24 protein-coding genes, 2 tRNA genes, 1 riboswitch and 1 other annotated feature are annotated in these 21,024 nt (G+C 40.6%); of the genes, 8 read left to right on the forward strand and 18 right to left on the reverse strand.

Going from position 1 to position 21,024, the window contains the following annotated elements; translation table 11 throughout:
* Positions 1 to 58 precede the first annotated feature (58 nt).
* Together RTX25_RS01595 and RTX25_RS01600 are read right to left on the reverse strand one after the other, a co-directional pair.
* The gene (locus RTX25_RS01595) at positions 59 to 1,270 is read right to left on the reverse strand and encodes a ubiquitin-like domain-containing protein (protein ID WP_312649684.1); all 1,212 of its coding nucleotides are present in this window, start codon (positions 1,268 to 1,270) and stop codon (positions 59 to 61) included.
* Between the two features lie 151 nt (positions 1,271 to 1,421).
* The gene (locus tag RTX25_RS01600; RefSeq protein WP_397428507.1) at positions 1,422 to 2,189 is read right to left on the reverse strand and encodes a TatD family hydrolase; all 768 of its coding nucleotides are present in this window, start codon (positions 2,187 to 2,189) and stop codon (positions 1,422 to 1,424) included.
* Between the two features lie 505 nt (positions 2,190 to 2,694).
* On the opposite strand from RTX25_RS01600, the gene RTX25_RS01605 reads away from it, so the two are divergent.
* Positions 2,695 to 3,024, forward strand: coding sequence for a PadR family transcriptional regulator (locus RTX25_RS01605; protein WP_312649686.1), 330 nt, complete (start codon positions 2,695 to 2,697; stop codon positions 3,022 to 3,024).
* Positions 3,021 to 3,545, forward strand: a complete 525-nt coding sequence (locus RTX25_RS01610; protein WP_312649687.1) for a DUF2812 domain-containing protein — start codon at positions 3,021 to 3,023, stop codon at positions 3,543 to 3,545. The genes RTX25_RS01605 and RTX25_RS01610 overlap by 4 nt, the downstream gene beginning before the upstream one ends.
* 71 nt (positions 3,546 to 3,616) lie before the next feature.
* On the opposite strand, the gene metG is transcribed toward RTX25_RS01610, so the two are convergent.
* A complete protein-coding gene (metG, locus tag RTX25_RS01615) occupies positions 3,617 to 5,536 on the reverse strand; it encodes a methionine--tRNA ligase (protein WP_312649688.1) in 1,920 nt (639 codons plus the stop codon).
* 43 nt (positions 5,537 to 5,579) lie between these two features.
* Positions 5,580 to 5,811: a binding site (T-box leader), on the reverse strand.
* Between the two features lie 155 nt (positions 5,812 to 5,966).
* Between metG and RTX25_RS01620 the strand changes: the two genes are divergently transcribed.
* Positions 5,967 to 6,042: transfer RNA gene (locus RTX25_RS01620), tRNA-Ala, on the forward strand.
* A gap of 341 nt (positions 6,043 to 6,383) precedes the next feature.
* On the opposite strand, the gene RTX25_RS01625 is transcribed toward RTX25_RS01620, so the two are convergent.
* Positions 6,384 to 7,184: a class I SAM-dependent methyltransferase gene (locus RTX25_RS01625; RefSeq protein ID WP_312649689.1), complete on the reverse strand. Its 801-nt coding sequence runs from the start codon at positions 7,182 to 7,184 to the stop codon at positions 6,384 to 6,386.
* Positions 7,166 to 7,297, reverse strand: a complete 132-nt coding sequence (locus tag RTX25_RS01630) for a hypothetical protein (RefSeq protein WP_312649690.1) — start codon at positions 7,295 to 7,297, stop codon at positions 7,166 to 7,168. Before RTX25_RS01630 ends, RTX25_RS01625 begins: the two co-directional genes overlap by 19 nt.
* 402 nt (positions 7,298 to 7,699) lie before the next feature.
* Here RTX25_RS01630 and RTX25_RS01635 point away from each other — a divergent pair.
* A tRNA-Leu gene (locus RTX25_RS01635) sits at positions 7,700 to 7,786 on the forward strand.
* Positions 7,787 to 7,911: 125 nt separating this feature from the next.
* On the opposite strand, the gene RTX25_RS01640 is transcribed toward RTX25_RS01635, so the two are convergent.
* Positions 7,912 to 9,156, reverse strand: coding sequence for an aminopeptidase P family protein (locus tag RTX25_RS01640; protein ID WP_312649691.1), 1,245 nt, complete (start codon positions 9,154 to 9,156; stop codon positions 7,912 to 7,914).
* Positions 9,157 to 9,399: 243 nt separating this feature from the next.
* Positions 9,400 to 9,512, forward strand: a riboswitch (THF riboswitch).
* Between the two features lie 57 nt (positions 9,513 to 9,569).
* Between RTX25_RS01640 and RTX25_RS01645 the strand changes: the two genes are divergently transcribed.
* On the forward strand, positions 9,570 to 10,115 hold the full coding sequence (locus tag RTX25_RS01645; protein ID WP_312649692.1) for a folate family ECF transporter S component: 546 nt from the start codon (positions 9,570 to 9,572) through the stop codon (positions 10,113 to 10,115).
* A gap of 132 nt (positions 10,116 to 10,247) precedes the next feature.
* On the opposite strand, the gene RTX25_RS01650 is transcribed toward RTX25_RS01645, so the two are convergent.
* The 7 genes from RTX25_RS01650 to RTX25_RS01680 all read right to left on the reverse strand — a co-directional run bounded on the left by RTX25_RS01650 (position 10,248) and on the right by RTX25_RS01680 (position 16,046).
* Positions 10,248 to 10,655, reverse strand: a complete 408-nt coding sequence (locus tag RTX25_RS01650) for a hypothetical protein (protein WP_312649693.1) — start codon at positions 10,653 to 10,655, stop codon at positions 10,248 to 10,250.
* Between the two features lie 307 nt (positions 10,656 to 10,962).
* Positions 10,963 to 11,592 (reverse strand): hypothetical protein, encoded by a 630-nt coding sequence (locus RTX25_RS01655; protein WP_312649694.1) that lies wholly within the window; start codon positions 11,590 to 11,592, stop codon positions 10,963 to 10,965.
* Positions 11,589 to 12,158, reverse strand: coding sequence for a hypothetical protein (locus tag RTX25_RS01660; RefSeq protein ID WP_312649696.1), 570 nt, complete (start codon positions 12,156 to 12,158; stop codon positions 11,589 to 11,591). The genes RTX25_RS01655 and RTX25_RS01660 overlap by 4 nt, the downstream gene beginning before the upstream one ends.
* Positions 12,159 to 12,475: 317 nt before the next feature.
* Positions 12,476 to 12,913, reverse strand: a complete 438-nt coding sequence (locus RTX25_RS01665) for an ACT domain-containing protein (protein ID WP_312649697.1) — start codon at positions 12,911 to 12,913, stop codon at positions 12,476 to 12,478.
* Positions 12,914 to 12,944: 31 nt separating this feature from the next.
* Positions 12,945 to 13,907 (reverse strand): L-threonine 3-dehydrogenase, encoded by a 963-nt coding sequence (locus RTX25_RS01670; protein ID WP_312649698.1) that lies wholly within the window; start codon positions 13,905 to 13,907, stop codon positions 12,945 to 12,947.
* 11 nt (positions 13,908 to 13,918) lie between these two features.
* Entirely contained in the window at positions 13,919 to 15,106 is a 1,188-nt protein-coding gene (locus tag RTX25_RS01675) for a glycine C-acetyltransferase (RefSeq protein WP_312649699.1), read from the reverse strand.
* A gap of 181 nt (positions 15,107 to 15,287) precedes the next feature.
* Positions 15,288 to 16,046 (reverse strand): hypothetical protein, encoded by a 759-nt coding sequence (locus RTX25_RS01680; RefSeq protein WP_312649700.1) that lies wholly within the window; start codon positions 16,044 to 16,046, stop codon positions 15,288 to 15,290.
* A gap of 319 nt (positions 16,047 to 16,365) precedes the next feature.
* On the opposite strand from RTX25_RS01680, the gene RTX25_RS01685 reads away from it, so the two are divergent.
* From RTX25_RS01685 to RTX25_RS01695, 3 genes are all read left to right on the forward strand, one after another.
* Positions 16,366 to 16,608: a metal-binding protein gene (locus RTX25_RS01685; RefSeq protein ID WP_312649701.1), complete on the forward strand. Its 243-nt coding sequence runs from the start codon at positions 16,366 to 16,368 to the stop codon at positions 16,606 to 16,608.
* A gap of 9 nt (positions 16,609 to 16,617) precedes the next feature.
* Entirely contained in the window at positions 16,618 to 16,800 is a 183-nt protein-coding gene (locus tag RTX25_RS01690) for a hypothetical protein (protein WP_312649702.1), read from the forward strand.
* A gap of 116 nt (positions 16,801 to 16,916) precedes the next feature.
* Complete coding sequence (locus tag RTX25_RS01695; RefSeq protein WP_312649704.1) at positions 16,917 to 17,633, forward strand: Crp/Fnr family transcriptional regulator; 717 nt, start codon at positions 16,917 to 16,919, stop codon at positions 17,631 to 17,633.
* 277 nt (positions 17,634 to 17,910) lie between these two features.
* Here RTX25_RS01695 and RTX25_RS01700 read toward each other — a convergent pair whose 3' ends face one another.
* From RTX25_RS01700 to RTX25_RS01720, 5 genes are all read right to left on the reverse strand, one after another.
* On the reverse strand, positions 17,911 to 18,735 hold the full coding sequence (locus RTX25_RS01700) for a nucleotidyl transferase AbiEii/AbiGii toxin family protein (protein ID WP_312649817.1): 825 nt from the start codon (positions 18,733 to 18,735) through the stop codon (positions 17,911 to 17,913).
* A complete protein-coding gene (locus RTX25_RS01705) occupies positions 18,666 to 19,118 on the reverse strand; it encodes a hypothetical protein (RefSeq protein WP_312649706.1) in 453 nt (150 codons plus the stop codon). Before RTX25_RS01705 ends, RTX25_RS01700 begins: the two co-directional genes overlap by 70 nt.
* Position 19,119: 1 nt before the next feature.
* Positions 19,120 to 19,896, reverse strand: a complete 777-nt coding sequence (locus tag RTX25_RS01710) for a DUF6577 family protein (RefSeq protein ID WP_312649707.1) — start codon at positions 19,894 to 19,896, stop codon at positions 19,120 to 19,122.
* A gap of 460 nt (positions 19,897 to 20,356) precedes the next feature.
* On the reverse strand, positions 20,357 to 20,632 hold the full coding sequence (locus tag RTX25_RS01715) for a hypothetical protein (protein ID WP_312649708.1): 276 nt from the start codon (positions 20,630 to 20,632) through the stop codon (positions 20,357 to 20,359).
* A gap of 96 nt (positions 20,633 to 20,728) precedes the next feature.
* Positions 20,729 to 21,022 (reverse strand): hypothetical protein, encoded by a 294-nt coding sequence (locus RTX25_RS01720; protein ID WP_312649709.1) that lies wholly within the window; start codon positions 21,020 to 21,022, stop codon positions 20,729 to 20,731.
* Positions 21,023 to 21,024 lie beyond the last annotated feature (2 nt).

Here is a 21,024-nt window from a genome sequence, read left to right on the forward strand (position 1 = left end):
CGAAAAAAGGAACAGACAAGCGTCTAACTTGGCTGTTCCTTGAACTTCATATTTCTCTTTAATTCAGGATATAGATTGTGACAGTTCTTCTGCCCCAGCTTAATGCTGCACTGTTTGAGTTCATATAAACGTCTATCTTATTTCCCTTAATTGCTCCGCCTGTATCTTCAGCTACAGCATAACCGTAGTTTTCAATATAGACCTTGGTGCCTAGTGGAATGACTCTTGGGTCTACTGCTATGGTTGACCAGCCGCCTTCTACTCTTACGGGCTTGGTTCCTGTGGCAGTGATTCCATCAAGCGCATATGCTGTTGCTTCCACTCGGAATGATTTTGAATAATTCAGGTTGCTTGGAACTGACCCACCTCTTGATGCCACGATTGATGAAGATGATGGCTTTTTGGCAGTCTGTACGGCAGGTTTCGGTGCTGGCGGTACTTTGGTTCCTACTGCAACGATCTTGTCTACAGGTGCTTTTACCACTTCAGTGGAAAGCTCTACTCTTGCGACTTCCACGCCGTCTTCATAGGTGACTTCCTTGGTGATTTTCTTCTCACCCTGAGTACCTTCCTGCTTGACCACACTCTTGCCTCTCAGCAGTGTGCTGTCTTTCTTTTCCTGAACCGCAAATGCAATGCTCTCCTTCTCTTCGATGATCTCAGATGTCACTCTTACGATTGTCATCTTCATCCCACTCTGGATGGCATCATCGACGCTCAGTGAAAGCTTATCTTTTTCGTTAAGAACGATGTTTTCCGTTTCGAAAAACGCTTTTACTGTCTTTTCCGGTGTCAGATATGTTGTTGTTGCACCATCAGCAGTAATTTCTACTGGAACAGCACGATCGATAGACATCTTCATTCCGCTTACGATTGCTGCATCTATATCAACAGATAACTTATCTTTCTCATATAGCTGCACATTCTCTGCTTCGAAAAATGCTCGTACTGTTTTTTCCGGTGTCAAGTAGGACTGCAGCGCACCATCTGCGATGAGCTCTACCTGTACTGCTCGAACAATTTCAATCTTGTCCTCTTTTGCCAGAACGTCAGTTGTATTACGATCAACCTTATCTTTCTTCGCCACGCTGATGTTATTTTCCTGCAGAACTTCATCAACGGTGTCTTTAAATGTCTGTACTACTTGCTCTTTTCCATCGATAACAATTGTGATGTGTTTCTTCATGCTGTTTACTGTCAGTACTACTGTTAGTATGACCATTGCTGCAAACAGTGAAATGAAAACACTCTTTGAAAAAAATCTTTTCATATTACCCTCCTTTGAGCTACAGACGTATTATATCCGGGCGCAAAATCGGTGTCAAAAAATCAGCATAATCATTGAAACTCAACAACTATACTGATTTTTCATTTTAAATATGAATAAATTGTTAACAAGATTCTTCACAAGTGTATAGATTTTATAAAGAAAGTAAACGTGTCATGTTCTCCGCAGTGGCATGAAGAACTTCTTCTACTGTGATTTCTTTTATTTCTGCTATTTTTTCAGCAACTCCCATGAGATAATCAGACCGGTTTCTCTTCCCTCTATAAGGAACGGGTGCCATATAAGGTGCATCGGTTTCTATGAGAAGGCGCTCCAGTGGAACTTCCTTGACCACCTCAGGCAACTTACGGGCATTCTTGAAAGTAAGTACACCGGATACACCGATATATCCTCCGATTTTCATGATCTCCCTTGCCATCTCGACGCTACCGGAATAGGAGTGAAATACCGACACAACGCCTTCATACTCTTTCGCAATCCTGAGGATGTCCTCATGGGATTCACGATCATGCAGAATTATCGGCATACCAAGACTTTTCGCAATTTCATACTGATCTCTCAGAACTCCGATCTGAACCTCTTTTGGAGGATTTGATTCCCAGTAGTAATCCAGTCCTACTTCTCCGACCGCTTTGAATTTATCACCCTTTAGAATTTCGATGATTTCATTTCTGACTTCTTCATTATATTCGTCTGCATTTTCCGGATGGATACCCACCGCACCATAAATGAAATCATATTTTTCAACCAGGTCTACTGTCTTTTTAATGGAAGCGTAATCCGAACTCATATTGAGTATCGCACCTACTCCATTTTCCTTTAATGTTCTGAGCAGCTCCTCGCGATCTTCATCAAACTGCTGATCATCATAATGCGCATGTGAATCAAAAATCAGTGCCATAATGCACAACCTTTCTTGTACAGATTTTCACAAATGTGAAGAGTAAAATTTACAGTGATGTACAAACTGTAAACATATCAAGCGAATGTTCACTATTTATACATAATTATATCTGATCTAGTGATAGCAACGGTTCCCGCAGTTGTGAAGCCGTCTTCACAGCTATTAACTTTCTGATTTCAGGGTTTTCTGTAAGGATTTTGTCATATTGAAAGGATTTTATCCACAAAATTTTAGCATCTGCTTAAGGATTTCATCGCGGATTCTATCCTGTTTTTAATCTTATGTTAGTGTAACATGAAATCCGAAACACTTCCAACTCATCATCTTTTTCTTATCGTGATTCTTCACTTTATCCCTTACACGGAACATATCAAAGCATCTCAAACCTGAGGAATAGAAAGACCGGAAATTGTCCATCTACATCTTGACGTGATGTATCACATCGTGATATAGTGAATTATATCGAATCTTGATATACCGTACTCTGATATAGGAGGAATTTATGGAAAAAGAACTATTAAGGAAGAAATACCTGCCCATGACGGAAAGCGCCTACTACATCCTGCTCAGTCTTAATGAGCCAAGACATGGTTATGGCATCATGCAGCATGTGGAGGAAATTACAAATGGAAGAATAAAAATCGGTCCAGGAACCATATATGGCACGTTGTCTAAACTTGAAAATGAAAAGCTCATCATTCAGGATCAGGAGATTGACCGAAAGAAAATCTTCAGACTGAGCGAAGTCGGAAAGAAAGTCATAGAACTTGAACTTATAAGACTTAAGGAACTGTTTGATAACGGAATGAAAGAAATGAGAGGTGTAATATGAAAACGATCGAAACGGTCTGGTTCTGGTGGTGGGGCTGGAGCCCTGACAATATGGAAAATATGCTGGAGAGAATGGAGGCGTCGGGCTGGAAACTCTTTCAGGTGGACTGGTGGGGAATCCGGTTCAGATTCACCAGAGGAGAGGAAGAAAAGGTGAGATATTCTGTGGATTACCAGCCTGCAGCGGATGAAGACTATCTTACTCTTTTTGACGAAGACGGCTGGAAGATGAAGTGGACAGGTGCAGGAGGCTGGTATCTCTGGAGAAAGCCCTATGTAAGCGAAAGGCCGGAAATATTCACAGAGTCAAGCTCGCTCATAGAGCGGAACAACAGACTTCTCAAACTTCTCACTCCACTTTTTGTCATGCTGATTATTATCTTCATCATCATGCTGCTGTTTCAGGATCACCGTTTTCTGTGGCTCACATGGATTTACGCTGTGCTGATCGCCATCTATGTGTACATGATTGCGCAGCTTCAGAAGTTCAACCGAAAACTCAAAAATGAAATCAGAGAATAACTTCCTTATATAGTATAAAAAAATGAGATGAAGAAAAGCGCCTGCTTGACTTCATCTCTTTTTCTCTGTATTTAGCTTACAACTGTTCCTTCATCCATATCCTTGTCTGTACCGGCTATGGATAGCATCTCGTCATCTGCCGCAGCAAGGATCATGCCCTGTGACAGTTCGCCTCTTAGCTTGACGCTCTTGAGGTTTGCAACAAGAATCACTTTCTTGCCGACGATATCCTTAGGATCATAGTGTTCTGCGATGCCTGAAACCACCTGTCTGATTTCATTGCCTAAGTCCACTTTCAGCTTAAGCAGCTTCTTTGCACCCTTTACCGGTTCACATTCAAGAACCTTCACCACTCTAAGATCGATCTTAGAGAAGTCCTCGATGGTGATTTCTTCTTTTAACGGTTTGATGTCTTTTTTCGGTTTCACTGTTACCTGAAGGGCATCGAGCTCTTCCAGTTTCTTCGCCACATCGATTCTAGGGAAGATGATTTCCCCTTTATTCACCTTAGTGCCGGACTTGGTTCCACCAAAACCTGCAAGGCTCTCAAAGGAAATATCGTCAGCACTGATCTGTTCTTTGATCTTTTCTGCTGTAGTAGGCAGGAATGGTTCAACGAGTGCTGCAACGATTCTTAAAGTCTCGATCAGGTTATACATGACTCCGCCGAGTCTTGGCTTCTGATTTTCGTCTCTAGCAAGAATCCAAGGTGTTGTCTCATCGATGTACTTGTTTGCACGGCCGATGAGTGTCCAGATATGACTGAGGGCTTCTGGAAGCTTCAGACCATCTATGGCGTCACGTGCTAGCTTTGGTGTCTTCTCGCACAGAGCGATGAGGTCTTCGTCAAATTCTCCTTCGATCATCTTCTCAGGAATGATGCCGTCGAAGTACTTGTCCACCATGGATACGGAACGGGAAAGCAGGTTACCCAGATCATTCGCCAGATCCGAATTGATTTTCTTGATGAAGGTTTCGTTATTGAACAGTCCGTCGCTGCCGAATGGGATTTCACGCAGGAGGAAATATCTCACGGCGTCCACTCCAAAGTGCTCTACAAGAACCACAGGATCCACGACATTTCCCTTGGACTTGGACATTTTTCCGCCGTCCACGAGCAGCCATCCATGACCGAACACCTGCTTAGGCAGCTCAATATCGAGAGCCATCAGCATGATCGGCCAGTAAATGGTATGGAATCTCAGGATATCCTTACCGATGAGGTGAACATCAGCAGGCCAGTATTTCTTGTAGAATTCATCATCCTCTGTGCCGTATCCAAGAGCCGTGATATAGTTTGAAAGAGCATCGATCCATACATAGACCACATGTCCCTCATCAAATGTCACCGGTATTCCCCAGTCAAAACTTGTTCTGGATACGCAAAGGTCGGTAAGACCCGGTCTTAAAAAGTTATTGAGCATCTCGTTCTTTCTTGATTCAGGCTGTATAAAATGAGGATTGTCTTCGATGTGCTTAATGAGACGGTCAGCATATTTGCTCATCTTGAAGAAGTAGGCTTCTTCCTTGGCTTTTTCAACCGCACGTCCGCAGTCCGGACATTTTCCGTCCTTAAGCTGTGAATCTGTCCAGAAGGATTCATCCGGTGTACAGTACCATCCTTCATAGACGCTCTTGTAGATGTCTCCCTGATCATAGAGCTTCTTGAAGATATCCTGAACAACCTTGATATGATAATCATCTGTGGTTCTTATGAACTTGTCATAGCTGATGTCCATGAGCTTCCACAGATCCTTGATGCCCGCTACAATATTGTCCACATACGCTTTTGGTGTGACATCCTTCTCTTCAGCAAGTCTCTGGATCTTCTGTCCATGTTCGTCACTTCCTGTAAGGAACATGACATCATACCCGTCCTTTCTCTTATAACGTGCCAGAGCATCTGCTGCAACTGTTGTATAAGTATTCCCGATATGAAGATTTGCTGATGGATAGTAGATGGGGGTTGTGATATAGTAAGTTTTTTTCATCTCATTTTCCTCCTCAAATTATAAAAGTCCCTATGGCCATAGCCATAGAGACGCATTTAACGTGTTACCACTCTAGTTCGCATCAGCTTCGCAGCAAAGATGCCTTGTAAGGTGACTCTGTCACCTTCGCCATATAACGGTCGCACCCGTGCACCCTGACTATTCAGATGCAGACTCAAAGGCCATATTCCAGAATTTCTTTCCTGCCTCTCTTTCAGCAAATGTAGGCTCTCTGTAAAGATTCCATTCTGTACTCTTCTTCTCTTCGTCTTAATTGATATCGTATTTCATTCTAGCAAAGAAATCATTTTTATGCAATGCCTTAACCCGTGGTATTCAGTCTCTTTCTCTACCTGATGTCACGAAGAAATAAATTACTGTCAAAGCCTATGGAATTTTACTGAGCATTGTTATATAATACTCTTTGTATGGGGGCGTAGCTCAGCTGGGAGAGTGCCACACTGGCAGTGTGGAAGTCGTGGGTTCGAGTCCCATCGTCTCCACCATAAAAGATGAAGAGCCTGAAACTTATTGTTTTGTGGCCTGACGAGGGTTTAGAATGTAAATTCAAAAACCCTCGTTTTCTATTTGAAGGATCTCGCTTTTTCTTCAAAAGCGGGATGCTTCTCTTTTTGGCCGAATACAACTTTACGCCAAAATCAGAATCGGTTCCTGGGTATTCAGTACCAGAGGGTGTAGCGGACCAGCAGGTTTTTATCTTACGGTCTGTATCTGAAGCTTCAATGTGTACACTCGTCTGGATATTGACGAGAAGAAGACAGGCAGGCGAAAAGCATACCCTTAAGAGCCTTGGCAAAAACTCTGGTGAATATATGCAAAAGAGTATTCACTTTTTTACTGCGAGGCAGTAATTTACGTTCTCTAACGCAGTGATAGGGTGTAAAGGATGAGCATTGTTATATTCCTGAAAGTACTGAGCAGTTATCTGCACTGGAGTTAAATGCTCATAGACCAGAAATCCGAAGTCAGAAAGAAGTTTTTCAATTTCCTTAAGGGAATAGCAGGCCAGCATTTCCTCATTTGCACCCTTAGCTAAAACCGCCTGTTTCTGGGCACGGTGACCTGCTTTATCCGTATTGCTGTATTCATCAGGATAATCAAAGACAATGGTGCTCCCCTCAGACAGAATCGTACTAAGCATGGAGATAAGATATTCAAAATCCTGCCTGGCTAGATAGTAGCTAAGACCTAAAATACTGGTGAAGGTGATTCTATCTTTTTTGAATGCGGGATTCTGAGTTAAGATCCTACACCATTCATCCTTCGTCAAATCCGCAGCAACATAATGTGTATTGTCTTTAACTTCATTCTGTCTATCCTTAAGACGGAGTTTCTTGTCTTCTGCCGTTGATGGAAGGTCAACTTCAAAAATCTCAAGGTTTCTCGCCCAGTCAGGCTGGCGGTAAGCGAAAGTGTCGTATCCCGCCCCTAAGATTAAATACTGCGATGCACCAATACGTACTGCGGTCCTAAGAGATGCTTCTGCGAATGCTGCTCGTCCAAGGGGAGACGGGGATAAATGATTGTCTGTAATCCATCTAAGAGCTTCCCTTTCTGTACCGGCGAAGGAGGGATCAAAAAACCCGATTCCATCCGTCATGTTTTTGGCTATCTGGTTGAATTCCATGCTGTAAAGAGCAGTCTTGCAACGCTGTCATTGATAATTTTAACATTGCTGTTCTCTGCATGATACGCTCTTGCAAATGCACTAATCAACGCCGTCATACTTTTCTGTTCCATTTTATCACCTCTATATACTTAATACACCTTTATAAGATAAAGTACCAGACTTGACTATTACAGTGATTTGTGTTATAGTGTCTATAGATAATTGATAGAATTTACATTTTCGTCATATTTTGTGACGTTTTTTTAATGTCTACGAAGTTTGAAGAATTTAGTGATAGACCCTGTCCATTCAGGATGATCATTGGTTTCATATTTCATTGCAGCTCATCAGAAATGAAACTTTCACGCTTAATATCACACAGTGCCTGCAGACAAAAATCAGTTGCACGATTGCATTAATTATAAAAAAACATGCAAAACCAGGGTTCTGGGTACTTGATTAAATATGGTGAAACGTGGTAGAATCATAAAAGTGAGGTCGTGGTCATAAGACTTAAGGGCCGAACAGAATATGCAGATATGGCGGAATTGGCAGACGCGCTAGCTTCAGGTGCTAGTGGAGGTAACTTCGTGCAGGTTCAACTCCTGTTATCTGCACCATCATGAGACTTCAGTGATTTGAAGTCTCTTTTTCTTTGCGTTTATAAAAAAATCTCCAGATAGGGATTTCCGATCCTTATCTGGAGATTTTCACTTATTGACTGCTTATTTCCGGCTTATTCAGTCTATCTTGATGCCAGAAATTTTTCCACATCATCTGCTGTAATGATGATGTCCTTGGACAGATTTTCACATCCGTCTTTTGTGATCAGTATATCGTCTTCCAGACGGATACCGATGCTTTCCTCTTCAATATATAATCCTGGTTCCACAGTAAGAACCATTCCTTCTTCAAGGATCACATCTCTTCTGCCCACATCATGTGTATCCATGCCCAGGTAATGGGAAGTATTATGGTAGTAGTATCTTCTGACTTCCTCATCCTTCTCGATTAGGCCAAGAGCTTTAAGCTCCTTTGCATAGATTTCCTGGACAAGTTCATTGATTCTTGCATAAGGCACACCAGGCTTCAGCATTTTTATGACCTCATCGTGAGCTTTCAGGACCAGATCATAGAATACTCTCTGCCTGTCTGTAAACTTTCCGCTTACAGGGAATGTTCTTGAGATATCTCCGCTGTAGTACTCAAACTGAGCACCAAGATCAAGAAGCACCATGTCATTTTCTTTCACTTCATGATTATTTTCCACATAGTGGAGTACTGTAGCATTATGCCCGGCAGCACATATGGTTGTGAAAGCGAAATCTTTTACACCTTCAGATTTCAACGTGAAATCAAAATGGGCTTCCAGCTGATTCTCCTTCATACCGGCTTTGGCGTTTTTCATGATGTTCATGATGCCCTTACCTGTAATGTCGATGGCTTTCTTTATTTTTTCGATTTCTTCAGGAGTCTTAAACACACGCAGTGCGGATATTTCATTATAAATGTTCCTGACTTTTACCTGAGGATACCTGCTCACGATTTCCTTGGCAAATGATACACCTCTGGTATCGAGTGAATCATAACTGTCTTTCTCAAGATCCAGATACACTCTATAGAGGTCTTCTTTTCCGATGGCCAGATTCATGAAATTTTCAAATGTCTGCAGGAACCTGATGTCACTGATTCCTGATGCTTCTTCAGCTCTTTCTGATGATATGGTCTCTCCGACCCATTTCACCATGACAGCATCTCTTTCTTTGATAAAAAGGCTTTCCATGATCTTGCCTTCCGCTTTTCTCATGACAAGAATAATGTTTTCTTCATCGATTCCGGTCATGTAGAGAAAATTACGGTTGGGTGTGAACTTGTATGCTTCATCTGCAGACTTCTTCGGTGCAGATCCTGCAAATAGGATGAGCATGGAGTTATCCTTCATCTTTTCGGCAATTCTTTTTCTGTTACTGATATGAAATTCTTTCATCATTTCCTCCCGGCAGATATATTCTAACTGTTTAGATTGTAACATAGGAAAGCATTATGCTGCATAGAGGATTCTTACTTTCTGTTTTCTTTATCTTCATTCTGTACGAGAAATACGATTATCAAGGTCCTACTGAAAATCCCCTTTTTAATGTCATATCGTTTGTAAGACATGAGCTTAATCTCAAAAGACATATATTTACGTGCAGGATTGAAAACCCTTCTTCAATTGATTACAATTAAGTCAGGCAAAGTAGGAATAAGTGCGTCAAGTGCCAGTAGGACGGGAAGTTGCCGCTGGACGAAAAATCTGAAGATCATCTCTTCTGATTTACGGTGCTTACTCCGCATTCCGTTGCCACAGAAGAGTCCTTCTCTTTGTGTGGTTATTCACAATAAAAGGGAGGTCATTTTTTTATGGAAAAAATGATTGAATTATTCAAAACATCTGTCCGGGAGATGAGAAAGACAAGAGTCATCGCACTGAGCGGTATGTTCATCGCATTCAGTGTCGTTCTCTCATTATTCAAAGTCCCCCTCGGACCGACCCTTCAGATCAGCTTCGCTTCACTGCCCATCGCTGCAGGCGGGATGCTCTTTGGTCCATTTGTAGGTGGAATCATCGGATTCGCCAGTGATATTCTCGGTTATGTTGTCCGTCCAAACGGATTTTTCTTTCCGGGATTTACACTGAATGCCATCCTTATCGGTATCTTCTTCGGCTTCTTCCTGTATAAGAAGAAAGTCACTGCAGCAAATGTGCTCATGAGCTCAGTCTTCAATACATTGGTCATCAATCTGGGTCTCACTACACTCTGGCTCAGTATGATGTATGGCGATGCTTTCATCGTTCTTATCGGCACAAGACTCGTCAAAAACCTCATAGAATTCCCGGTCTACGCGTCACTCCTCTTTATGGTGCTGAAGCTTACCGAGAAGCTAAGAGAAAGATTTAAATATTAATACCGAGAGGCTGTAAGCATACCTTTTTGCTTACCGCCTCTTTATTTTAGGCTCTGTTTGTAAATAGTGTTGAAAACAATGAAAAAAAAAAAGGATTCGCAAGAATCCCTGTTTGAATAGTGACAAAGAAAGTTAATTCTCCCTGCCTCTTCCACCAAAATAATAGACATTGAAATTCTCGTCCACAAAATACAGTCCTATGAGTTTTCCGTCTGTATGTTTCATGACCAGTTCTCTTGAGAGAAAGAGATACTGTTGTGAATTGAATTCATGGGAATCATCAAGTTTACCGTCACGATTATACCAAAATGCATAGCCTGCTGGACTTGTTGGAAGTTCTCCATTTTCAAGTAATGGAACCTCTCCAGTTTTAATATCAAGCAGATTTTTCGCAAGATACTCCTTATCTTCATTAGGTAGTTCTTCCTCAAGTATGTTGATATGTTCTACGATTCTTTTGGGTGTCTCTTGTTCTTTCTCACATCCAGCAAATATTTGAAGGGTGAGAATTGTTAGGATAACGGCTAAATATTTCTTCATTTTACCTCCTGATATATCATATTGTATGACTGTTATTTAGGATTGCTTTGATTTATATAAATACTGGCCCCTTCCTTGAAAATCTTTGATTCTGATATTGCAGTTCGATGAGGGTGCATGTATAAAAGCTGTTTACTTTTCAAATCTCTCTTTTCGCTTGTAAAAAACTCCAGCCATTTAAACCAGTACAGATAATTGGCTAAATACTTTGTTGATAGACCTTTGAATTAACTGCAGGTTCCACGATGAAATACAGCACAATAACCCACTTCTCCACTTCTGTAACGAAGAGCATTATCTGAAATGATCATTGTCCTTTTATGATTTTAACCACATTGGTATCTAATCCAAGTCTGCCTTTCAGCTCATCTGAGATCATGAATTCCATCTCTTCCAATGGACTCTCTTCCCCGAAAATGTAGGTGAATGACTGGACAGATGTCCCGTCTCTGACCACAACATCTTCAGGCTCCTCTTTCATGAAGTTCAAATGCTCAAGCGGATCATCAGAAGAGAGCATTCCCTGCTCGTAAATCTTTTGAGGCAGTAAGATGCTAGTACCCATCTCTGAAACCAGAGTCACAGCTACAGGCAGTTCATCGATTTCTACGATACCTTCAGGAGGTACAGCCTCATCATTGACCTTAAGGGTATAGCTGAACTGCTTCTGTGCAAATGCGCTCAGATTCTCTTCATCGAGATGGCTGATTGCCGCTTCCAGCAGATTGAGATATTCCTTATTGGCAGCTTCAAGCGTCTTTATCATCTGCTTCTGCTCCTTTATCTTCTCTTCAAGAGCACTGGATCCCTCACCTGATACAGCTACAGCTCCCGTCGAAGTCTCTGGTGTTTCGTCCGCAGGCTGTTCGGACTCCGGTGAACAGCCGCTGATGATCATAAGGGACAATAGACATACACAAATCAGACTGCGTTTCATTTTTTCTCCTCCGATGTACTGAAGACTATAATACGATTTCTTAAGAGATAGAGATTTATGCTCTCATAGTCTTTCTCTTCAAAAGACTCTCTGTTGGCTTCAAGTACTTCTTTCAGCTTCTCCTGGGGATGAATTCTTCTTTCATTATTGAACAAAGCTTTTATCTCTTTTTCAATGGTTGTGACCCTATACCGCTCCGGATTGACCACAAGATACCCGCTCTCCTTGATTTCCCGAGTGATTTTGGCAATATCTTCGGAAGATGGCATTTGCTCACCTATAAACTCCTCTGTAAGATCATCGCCGTCATGATTGACAATGATGTAGTTTCCCTCCCTCATCTGTTTACCTAGGCTGGTTCCGAAGATCTGATGCAGTTTAAGCTCAATATCAGCATCCTCTTCATTATTGTATTCAAATGAGCTCATATGAAAGGGCAGAGCCTGACCATCCACAACGATATTTTGAGTATAGGGAGTCACTTCTTCACTTTTGCATCCTATGCTGACTGCTGACCCGAGAATAAGCAGCGCTGCTGCAATGACAATCTTATTTCTTCGTTTCATTTTTCTCCACCTTTGTCTCAGATGATCGTCATCAGAGAGCATTTTTCTATGTCGATACTATTCCTGAACGAATATACCCTGTATAATTTATCTCATATGATAAGTATACATCATTTTTACCTTTTCATACCCCGAACTTCTTCGGGATATTCTTCAGTTGTGGATATTCATAGCAATCGTTTTTTGCGGACTTCTACTATCTTTAATTTTCCTCATAAGAAAAAGCTCCTTTCAGGCACTTCTGAAATACAGTGATTTCAGTTCATAGCTTGAAAGAAGCTCATCTATATTATTGTTCTGATTATTTATCTCTCGGATTATTCTACAGCTACCAGCTGAACGCTGATGATGTACTGCTCATTGTCGAAACTGTCCAGAAGTTCCTTGACACTGATGTTCATCTGAGAAGTATCAATCGTCAGATTGACGCTTGCGGCATTATTTATCGGGATATCCTGATTGATGGTAATGATGTTGGCATTGGTCAATCTCAGTTTCTCGAGTATCTTCGCCAGTGCTCCCGCTTCATGGCTGACCAGAAAAGAAAGTGTCGCTTTTCTTCCCTTGCTTCCCTCTGACAGAAGAAAAACATGGTCTTTGTACTTATAGTAAGCACTTCTTGAAATCCCAACCGCTTTGACCCCTTCGCTGATGTCCTTGACTTTTCCAGTATGAATCAGCGTCTTTACTTCCAGTACTTTCGAGAATATCTCAGGTAAGATTCTGCTGTTTACAACATAGAGTTCTTCGCTCATATAATCACCTTCCTTTTTATCTAATCCATCTTTAACGATCAGTGATACCAAGCTTAATTCTGAGTTTCTCAAGCATATCAGCTGTCATGGTTTCAAGGTTGTAGTTCGTTTTGAAGCCCCATTCTGCAATCGCGGCAGAGTAGTCGATATTGTCGGGCCAGTTGTTTGCAATACCCTGCCTTACAGGATCCACATTGTAACTCATCTTGAATCCTGGAATGTGCTTTCCGATCTCGGCAGCAATCATTTCAGGGTCGAAGGACATAGCTGAAATATTGAATGCATTTCTATGGATAAGCTTTGAAGGATCAGCTTCCATAAGCTGAATGATCGCATCAAGGGCATCAGGCATGTACATCATATCCATAAAGGTTCCCTTATCGATATAGGATTCGTAGGAACCCTTCTTGAGGGCATCATAGTAGATATCCACTGCATAATCTGTTGTTCCGCCGCCTGGAGGGGTAACATAGCCGATAAGACCCGGGAATCTTACTCCTCTTGTGTCTACGCCGAACTTTTCGAAATAGTAATCACATAGAAGCTCTCCTGCAACCTTTGTCACGCCGTAGATGGTCGTAGGTCTCTGGATGGTATCCTGTGGTGTGTTTTTCTTCGGTGTGCTTGGACCGAAAGCCCCAATGGAGCTTGGTGTAAAGAACTGAGTGTTGAACTCCCTTGCCACTTCCAGTGCATTGACAAGGCCCCCCATATTGATGTCCCAAGCAAACTTCGGATTTCTTTCCGCTGTTGCAGATAAAAGAGCCGCCAGATGGATGATGGTGTCTACCTTTTCCTTCTTGACGATCTCACCCATGGTTTTTCCATCAAGAACATCCAGTATCTCAAAGGGTCCTGCCAGAAGAGGTGAGCTCTCATCTGGTCTTCTGATGTCTGTACCGATGACGTTATCTGTTCCGTACTGCGCTCTAAGTGCTGTGGTCAGCTCTGAGCCAAGTTGTCCCATGGCTCCTGTGATTAATATTTTCTTCATGCTTTTCTCCCTTAAATTACCCCTAATTCTTTTCCGACCTTTTCATATATCCTGACCGCTTCTTCAAGCATCTCTTTTGTATGCTCTGCTGTCGGCATGTTTCTTACCCTTCCTGTACCCAGCGGAACAGTCGGGAAGACGATGGATTTTGCGTAAACGCCTTCTTCGATGAGTTTCTTTGAAAACTTCTGAGTGAGGGTTTCATCGCCGATGATTACTGGAGTGATCGGTGTATCGGAGTGACCGATATTGAACCCTAGAGCCTTAAGTTCCTTTTTCAGGAAATCGCCGTTCTCCCAGAGCTTTTCATTCAGCTTCGGATCTTCTTCCATAATCCTTATCGCTTCAATACATGCTGCCGCATTGGCTGGAGTCAGTGAAGTGGAGAAGAGGAATGGCCTTGCTCTGACTTTCAGCCAGTCGATAAGATCCCTGGTTCCTGCAACATATCCACCGACGACGCCGATGGCTTTTGAAAGTGTACCCATCTGGAAATCGATGTTCTTGGCATGACCGAAATGTTTTACCGTTCCGGCTCCCTTGCCCATTACGCCTGAACCGTGTGCGTCATCGATATAGGAGATGATATCAAGCTCCTTGCAGACTTCAACGATACCGTTGATATCGGCTACGTCTCCATCCATCGAAAATACGCCGTCACTGATGTACATGATCTTTCCATAAGCACCTGATGCAATGGCTTCTTTTGCCTTTGCTCTAAGATCGTCCATATCCTGATGCTTGACTCTGATGATTTTTGCACCGGAAAGTCTGCATCCGTCAATGATTGAAGCATGATTGAGTTCATCGGATAAAATGGCATCATTCTTTGTCATAACTGCTGATATTGCACCCATATTGCAGTTGAATCCTGACTGGAATGCGATTGCGGCTTCTGTACCCTTGAACTTCGCCAGTTTCTTCTCAAGCTCATCATGGATGTCCATTGTTCCATTTATCGTTCTCACTGCGCCTGCACCTACACCATACTTGTCTGTAGCATCTTTAGCAGCTTTCTTCAGTCTTTCGTCAGTAGCCAGTCCCAGATAGTTGTTTGAGGACAGGTTGATCAGTTCTCTTCCTCTGATTGTGATCTTTGGTCCATTGCTGCCTTCTAAAATGTCGATCTCATTGTATAGACCTTTACTCTTTAGATCATGAAGATTTTCAGTAAGGAAATTGTCCAATGCTTTACTCATTTTAACCTCCTGTGTAGCCGTAGTATTTACAAATAGTTTTATTTGTCCGTATACTCCATTATAGCAGAGGAATTATCCTTGTAAAACCCTAATGATGAATTTGATTATTTTATTGGAAATCCTTTACATACATCGCCAAAATGATAAAAGAGTAAAGCGATATCAGCAAATGTGATACACCTTACTCTTTCTCTGTTTTCCTCAGTTCGTGCCGGATATGGATGATCTGTTTCAGTTCCGATACCGATAGGTCCTCTTCCTTGTTTCTATGAATAAGACCATGACAGTTCTCGCAGATGGGAATAAAATCTTTTTCCACATCGAACTCGTCCATCTTCATCTCATCTTCTATAATCTGATGAATCTGGATATACCCTCTGCCCACATTGCCATAGAAATTCTCGTAGTTGAATCCGCAGATGGCGCAGCTCATACCCTGCTGCTTAAGAACCTTCATCCTGATTTCAGGATCATTCTCAAATCTCGCCTTGATGCCGTAGATGAATTTATCCGCATGGAGCATATACTCCTTGGCATCTCTTTCTACATCCTCCGGGAATATGACATCGGCAACGAAGGTCTGCCGGTCGATCTTCTCCAGCCTTAAAAGGGGAACATTTTCTTCTTTTATATCATAGCCGTAGCTTTCAAAAACGTACTTCGACGTGACGTTGCTGAGCTCCCTCGTTAAATCTTTTCCCCATCTCAGCTTGCCTCTTAATCTTTTATAGTCATCCAGATATAGGACGCCATAATAGTCGATCTTGTTGTAGGTGATTCTGATGTCCCAGCGGTCATGCTTCTCCATCTCATGGAAATGAAAAAAGTCCCTGAGGTAATTGGGGATTCTGATTTCTCCATAAGTGAGAAGAGATTTATCTATTCTTTTTACGATGATATTGTCATCAACAATTTCAAATGAATGGATACTCTTTTCCATAATCCCTCACCACCTCTCTCATTATTTAGCCCAGATATCAAAAACTCTATGGACACGAAATATGCTCTATCTCTTTTTACATCGATACGTTCTTCAGGCAGGTACACACACCGGGCCAGTTGACTCTCTTCCTTCATGTGTTTTCTTCATACCTTTCAGACATTTGCATATAAAATTCTGTATATTAACTATTATATGTTATCTCAGGCCTTTTCTCCACCATAGATAAATCTTTTTTTGTTAGCCCTGTTTTCTTTGTTGCATATTATTATTCTTAGTGCTACCATGATTAAGAATTATTCCTAAGGGAGGACGACTAGTGAATTTAAACGAAGTAATGAAGTTTGTGGAAAGTGAATATATCGTGATAAACAATACGCCATGCGAGCTTTGCGGAGGGAATTTCCTCACAGAGTCTGTAGGACTGAGCTTTGACAGCGGTAAAGCGGAAAATATAACACAGTGCGTCTGTGAAAACTGCGGACATGAAAGAGAATTTTCTTTCAGAGCACCTTTCATAAATACAATGAATGCAGAAGTCAGTACAGAAGAATTAAATTAGAGGTGAAAGATGAAAAAGGAAGTCATTGATGCCATCAACCAGGATATAGAAGCAGCATTAACCGATGTTACAGATATGGAGACAATTTTAGGAGAAGAAGCATCTGAAGAAAAAATCAAGGAAAAATTCAAAATGCTCTCAGAGAAAGTCACCAGTCTGGAATCTCTTCTGATCAAAGAAGGAATACTGTAATTCCGAAAACAGGATGCATATCATGGCATTCTGTTTTTTTCAATTGATAATTAGTATCAGACATGGTTTACTGAATGTATAGAAAGAAAAGCAAAAATGAAAGACAGGTGAAACCCATGCTATTAGAAACAGGCTGCGACTGTGGTTGCGACAATTGTAAGAAAAACGGTGTCACATGTGTAGACAAAATCAGTTTATTCGACTCCCTTACCCTTGATCAGAAAAACCTGATCCTATCAAAGTCCATACACAAGAATTATGAAAAGGGCGAGATCATTTTCTCGCCTGGAGATCCTGGCGATAATCTCTATATCATCAACAGCGGTGAGGTTAAAATATATAAGCTTTCCAGTCAGGGGAAGCAGCAGACGCTTCATGTGCTAGGACCCAAGGATTTCCTTGGCGAGCATGCACTTTTCGAATCAAAACCCATTATGAACTCTGCAGAAGCCATGAAAAAGACCAACATATGCGTTCTGAAAGGCTCCGACATCAGAGATCTCATCCTTCAGCATCCCGAAATGGGACTGAAGATCCTGGAACAGTATGCGAAGAAGAATGTCCAGATTCTTGATATTGTGGAATCCATAGGTCTTTACGATGTGGAGCAGAGAATCGCAAAATATCTTCTGGATCTTTCCCGGGAGTTTTCAATGAAATCCTTCAGGCTTCCTTTCAGTAAAGGAACACTTGCAAGCATCATCGGCACTTCTCAGGAGACTTTAAGCAGAAAGCTTTCCTCCTTGCAGGAAGAAGGCATTATTGCCCTGACAGGACAAAGAAACATTGAGATCCTGGATGAAACCAGGCTTTCAGAAATCCTGGAGAACTGATGGTTCCCGGAAACCGAATACGAAGACTGCCAGAATAGGAATATTAAATAACCGCTGTAGTGCCATATGATTTTTCTGACACTGCAGCGGTTATTTTATCAGGTCTATGGTAAAACCTATAATCTGGCTTGATTAAACATGAGTTTATGTCTGTATATAGATAGTTTCCTGCTGTCCTCAATAAGTTAGATACCACCTGGTTGGATTTATTATGAAATTCAACGTTTAACTTAAATTCATCCACCCCTTGATCTACGAGTTTTACTCATTGATCTTCTTATACTATTCCGCTGAGTACACCTTGTATCTTTTCTAAATCAACAAATGTGACCAACTCCCATATTATTCGATCAATTCTTTTTTTGAAGAGGTCTACACTCAACCCAGCGATAGTCCCGAAGCTCGCTTCTAATATGGATCGTATTTCTCTATTAAGTTTTCCTCGTTCAGGACCTCTAATATCTTCAAATTTAAGCTTGCCAATATACTCTTCAATTTCTCTATATCGAACAATTCTCAAGTCATCTGTAAAAATATAATCTATTAATAATTCAAGTTGATATCCTACTATTGCCCATTCGGCTTTATCTCGATTTACAGATTTTCTTAAATATAATGCTTGAAAATCATTCGCTCTTTGAAGAAGCTTCCCATCACTTTCAATATTCTTCAATCTACGAATCAATGCTTTCATATCTTCTAAAAGTAAGTCCTTGTCATATCTTATATTGTGAATCCGACATTCAAGATGTGCTACTTTTTCGTAATTTTCTTTGATTAGCTGTTTGTTCTTTAGTATCTGATCCAGATTGGAAGGAAAAAATGTAATGACATCATAGATTTGCTTCACTTGTTCATCAGATCGTTCGTCAGAAATCCCTATTGTATTTGGACCAAGTGTGGTCAACTTATCACCAAATAAGCTTTCAAATGCTAATATATTGAATTCTCTCTCGGTTTCTAACGCAAATAGCTCTGGCTGTTTTATCTTATTTATTTCATACTCATCTTCTGAAAAAATAAATTCAATTTTTACTTCCTGTCTTCCTTTAGTTGCAAACAGTTCTTGCTCATTGCATATACTTGGAACTGTCGAAAATATGTCTCTAAAGCATCTAAGCCGAGCTTAGGATTTTTCGGAGCATATAATCTAAATTTACAATAATCCTCAACTCCAGCTAATTCATTTTCAATTTCCGAAATTATTTGATGTACTTCTTCAGGAGTTGCCAAACATATCATATCTATATCAATACTAGTTCTTTGCGACGTTACTGGTACATAAAACTGTGTCGCAGCTCCACCTTTCAAGATGATTTTATCACCAAGTTTCTTTTGTAATTGTAGGAACATCTCTAAATCCCATATGAAAAGTTCAAATTTAGATAGGGAGTTAAACCCACCATGAGTCATGTTTTTTTCAATTTTGCTTCTTAAGAAGACCTCTTTTTCTAGAATTATATGATCTTTGTTAATTAACTCCATCTTACCTCCTTAGCAGATAACTCATAAATTCTATAGTTTTTTCCGATGCTTTGTTCATTTCAAGAAGCCAGTTTATCTCGATAGATATGCCTCTGTCTTTAGCTGCTGCTTTCATTTTTGCCTTTGCAATAGAGTTATTTCTTTGCAAGTTCTGATATATTCGAGACAATTCAGGTATGGAAATGCCATACTCTAATCTTGTAACCGCGTAATACAAATCAATGAAGCCTTTTTCTTTCTGTGATATATTATCCGTTGCCAAAGACAAATCTTTTCCTCTCAGCAAAATCACATCTACTTTATTTCTCAGAATTGTTTTTTCAAATATCTCACGATCTTTTTCTGTAATAACAAACATAGCCTTCTCATTTAATACTTCTTGAATTTCCTTTATGCCTGATTCTTCAATAATTATGAGTACTGGGTAATTCTCTGGCATATGTAGGATTTCTCCTACCAAGGAATCCAGTCCCGTAATGTAAAAATCATATCCATACCCTGTTAAAATGTCATAGATTTCTTTAGATTTTCTTTGCAAATATTCATATCCGGCTGATACATTATTCTCATTGTTTCTACTTCGAGAATAAATACCATGCCCAGTCCTATAAATCTTTCCCTGCTGAACTAATGAATAAAGCCTCCATGAAATAGTGTTCCGATTCATTTCTGGGAATAAGGAATATATCATTTTGAGACTTAATTCATCACTATTATTCATATGATTTGAAAGCTTCCTGAGAAACTTCTCGTCTGCAGTCATATTTTCTTTTTTCATATCATCACCTCCACAAAATATTATCAGCAAAACTTTATTTTGATACCTATATTTTGATTTTACCAAAATTTTTTGAGCAAATTAATGTTTTGATGTTAAAGTTTTGATATGTTGATTACCCCGTGCGTTGATCAATTCCAATAAATTGACTTCATGCTCATCTTCTCTCAGATCTTGTGCATAAATCAACTTTGTTCGCTACCTGGGAACTTATTATCTAAATATATAGCTTCGGGAATTTACTTTTAAAATATCGTGCAATGCGTGACCAATCTTAATTACGCCTCGGTGAAAATATTAGTTTAGGTAGAGGAAGAAATCAATAATAAAGGAACCGATATCGATCCCGAAGTTATTCCGAATCGATATCGGTTCCTTAAATTCTATTCTGGGAGAGAGTTTTTATGGGACTGGAGTCACTCAAAGCATCATGTTCGAAAATGATCTTACAGTACGTTCATTATTTTTTCCTGAACTGTACAATTCTCACTATAAGCATGGCAATGGAAAACAAGGTAATTAACCAGGGCTCATAAATCAGCGTGAACCTATCCCCTATCCCGCCAAAGTCAGCAGTCATCGCCCAGAAAACCGGTATGACCGGCAGTATTGCGATACTGTTCACCAGCATATACGTTTTTCTTTCCACTTTCCCTTGTAGAATATAAAGGTTCAATGATGTGGCAAGAGTAATAAAGAAGAATATCGCATATGGGGATATCCAGAAATCACTCATCTTCCATCACTCCTTTCTCAACTTAATAGGCAGAGTCTCATTCATTGTCTTATCCTATAGAGGATCTTTAAAATATTCTTTTCTGATCTCTGAGACTTACTTCTCTACAGGAGTTTTTTCTTTCCTGCCATAATGCTTCTCAACGTATAAGTATATGAAGACTGTTGCCATATATATTCCCCCCATAATCATGATCATATTCAGGAGTCCTTCCTTTGGAAGCCTTCCTGTAGATATTTCATAATAGATCCAACAGAAGTAGAATACTCCAACAACCGGAGAGCGGTCCATAATCTTTCTTCCGTGCTTTATATCACCATACAACTGTAAAAGGATTATGACTGGATTGGACAAAAAAACGACCATATAAAACCATAGGGGTTGAAACATCG

The organism is Proteiniclasticum sp. (assembly GCF_032054185.1).
GTDB lineage: Bacteria > Bacillota > Clostridia > Clostridiales > Clostridiaceae > Proteiniclasticum.

Coding starts and splice junctions, on each gene's coding strand:
- metG (WP_312649688.1), bottom strand. CDS start 5,536: ATGAAAAAAACTTACTATATCACAACCCCCATCTACTATCCATCAGCA.
- RTX25_RS01605 (WP_312649686.1), top strand. CDS start 2,695: ATGGAAAAAGAACTATTAAGGAAGAAATACCTGCCCATGACGGAAAGC.
- RTX25_RS01625 (WP_312649689.1), bottom strand. CDS start 7,184: ATGGAATTCAACCAGATAGCCAAAAACATGACGGATGGAATCGGGTTT.
- RTX25_RS01665 (WP_312649697.1), bottom strand. CDS start 12,913: ATGAGCGAAGAACTCTATGTTGTAAACAGCAGAATCTTACCTGAGATA.
- RTX25_RS01650 (WP_312649693.1), bottom strand. CDS start 10,655: ATGAAGAAATATTTAGCCGTTATCCTAACAATTCTCACCCTTCAAATA.
- RTX25_RS01595 (WP_312649684.1), bottom strand. CDS start 1,270: ATGAAAAGATTTTTTTCAAAGAGTGTTTTCATTTCACTGTTTGCAGCA.
- RTX25_RS01600 (WP_397428507.1), bottom strand. CDS start 2,189: ATGGCACTGATTTTTGATTCACATGCGCATTATGATGATCAGCAGTTT.
- RTX25_RS01645 (WP_312649692.1), top strand. CDS start 9,570: ATGGAAAAAATGATTGAATTATTCAAAACATCTGTCCGGGAGATGAGA.
- RTX25_RS01710 (WP_312649707.1), bottom strand. CDS start 19,896: ATGAAAAAAGAAAATATGACTGCAGACGAGAAGTTTCTCAGGAAGCTT.
- RTX25_RS01640 (WP_312649691.1), bottom strand. CDS start 9,156: ATGATGAAAGAATTTCATATCAGTAACAGAAAAAGAATTGCCGAAAAG.
- RTX25_RS01670 (WP_312649698.1), bottom strand. CDS start 13,907: ATGAAGAAAATATTAATCACAGGAGCCATGGGACAACTTGGCTCAGAG.
- RTX25_RS01695 (WP_312649704.1), top strand. CDS start 16,917: ATGCTATTAGAAACAGGCTGCGACTGTGGTTGCGACAATTGTAAGAAA.
- RTX25_RS01675 (WP_312649699.1), bottom strand. CDS start 15,106: ATGAGTAAAGCATTGGACAATTTCCTTACTGAAAATCTTCATGATCTA.
- RTX25_RS01630 (WP_312649690.1), bottom strand. CDS start 7,297: ATGGAACAGAAAAGTATGACGGCGTTGATTAGTGCATTTGCAAGAGCG.
- RTX25_RS01660 (WP_312649696.1), bottom strand. CDS start 12,158: ATGAAACGAAGAAATAAGATTGTCATTGCAGCAGCGCTGCTTATTCTC.
- RTX25_RS01680 (WP_312649700.1), bottom strand. CDS start 16,046: ATGGAAAAGAGTATCCATTCATTTGAAATTGTTGATGACAATATCATC.
- RTX25_RS01610 (WP_312649687.1), top strand. CDS start 3,021: ATGAAAACGATCGAAACGGTCTGGTTCTGGTGGTGGGGCTGGAGCCCT.
- RTX25_RS01690 (WP_312649702.1), top strand. CDS start 16,618: ATGAAAAAGGAAGTCATTGATGCCATCAACCAGGATATAGAAGCAGCA.
- RTX25_RS01655 (WP_312649694.1), bottom strand. CDS start 11,592: ATGAAACGCAGTCTGATTTGTGTATGTCTATTGTCCCTTATGATCATC.
- RTX25_RS01715 (WP_312649708.1), bottom strand. CDS start 20,632: ATGAGTGATTTCTGGATATCCCCATATGCGATATTCTTCTTTATTACT.
- RTX25_RS01705 (WP_312649706.1), bottom strand. CDS start 19,118: ATGGAGTTAATTAACAAAGATCATATAATTCTAGAAAAAGAGGTCTTC.
- RTX25_RS01720 (WP_312649709.1), bottom strand. CDS start 21,022: ATGTTTCAACCCCTATGGTTTTATATGGTCGTTTTTTTGTCCAATCCA.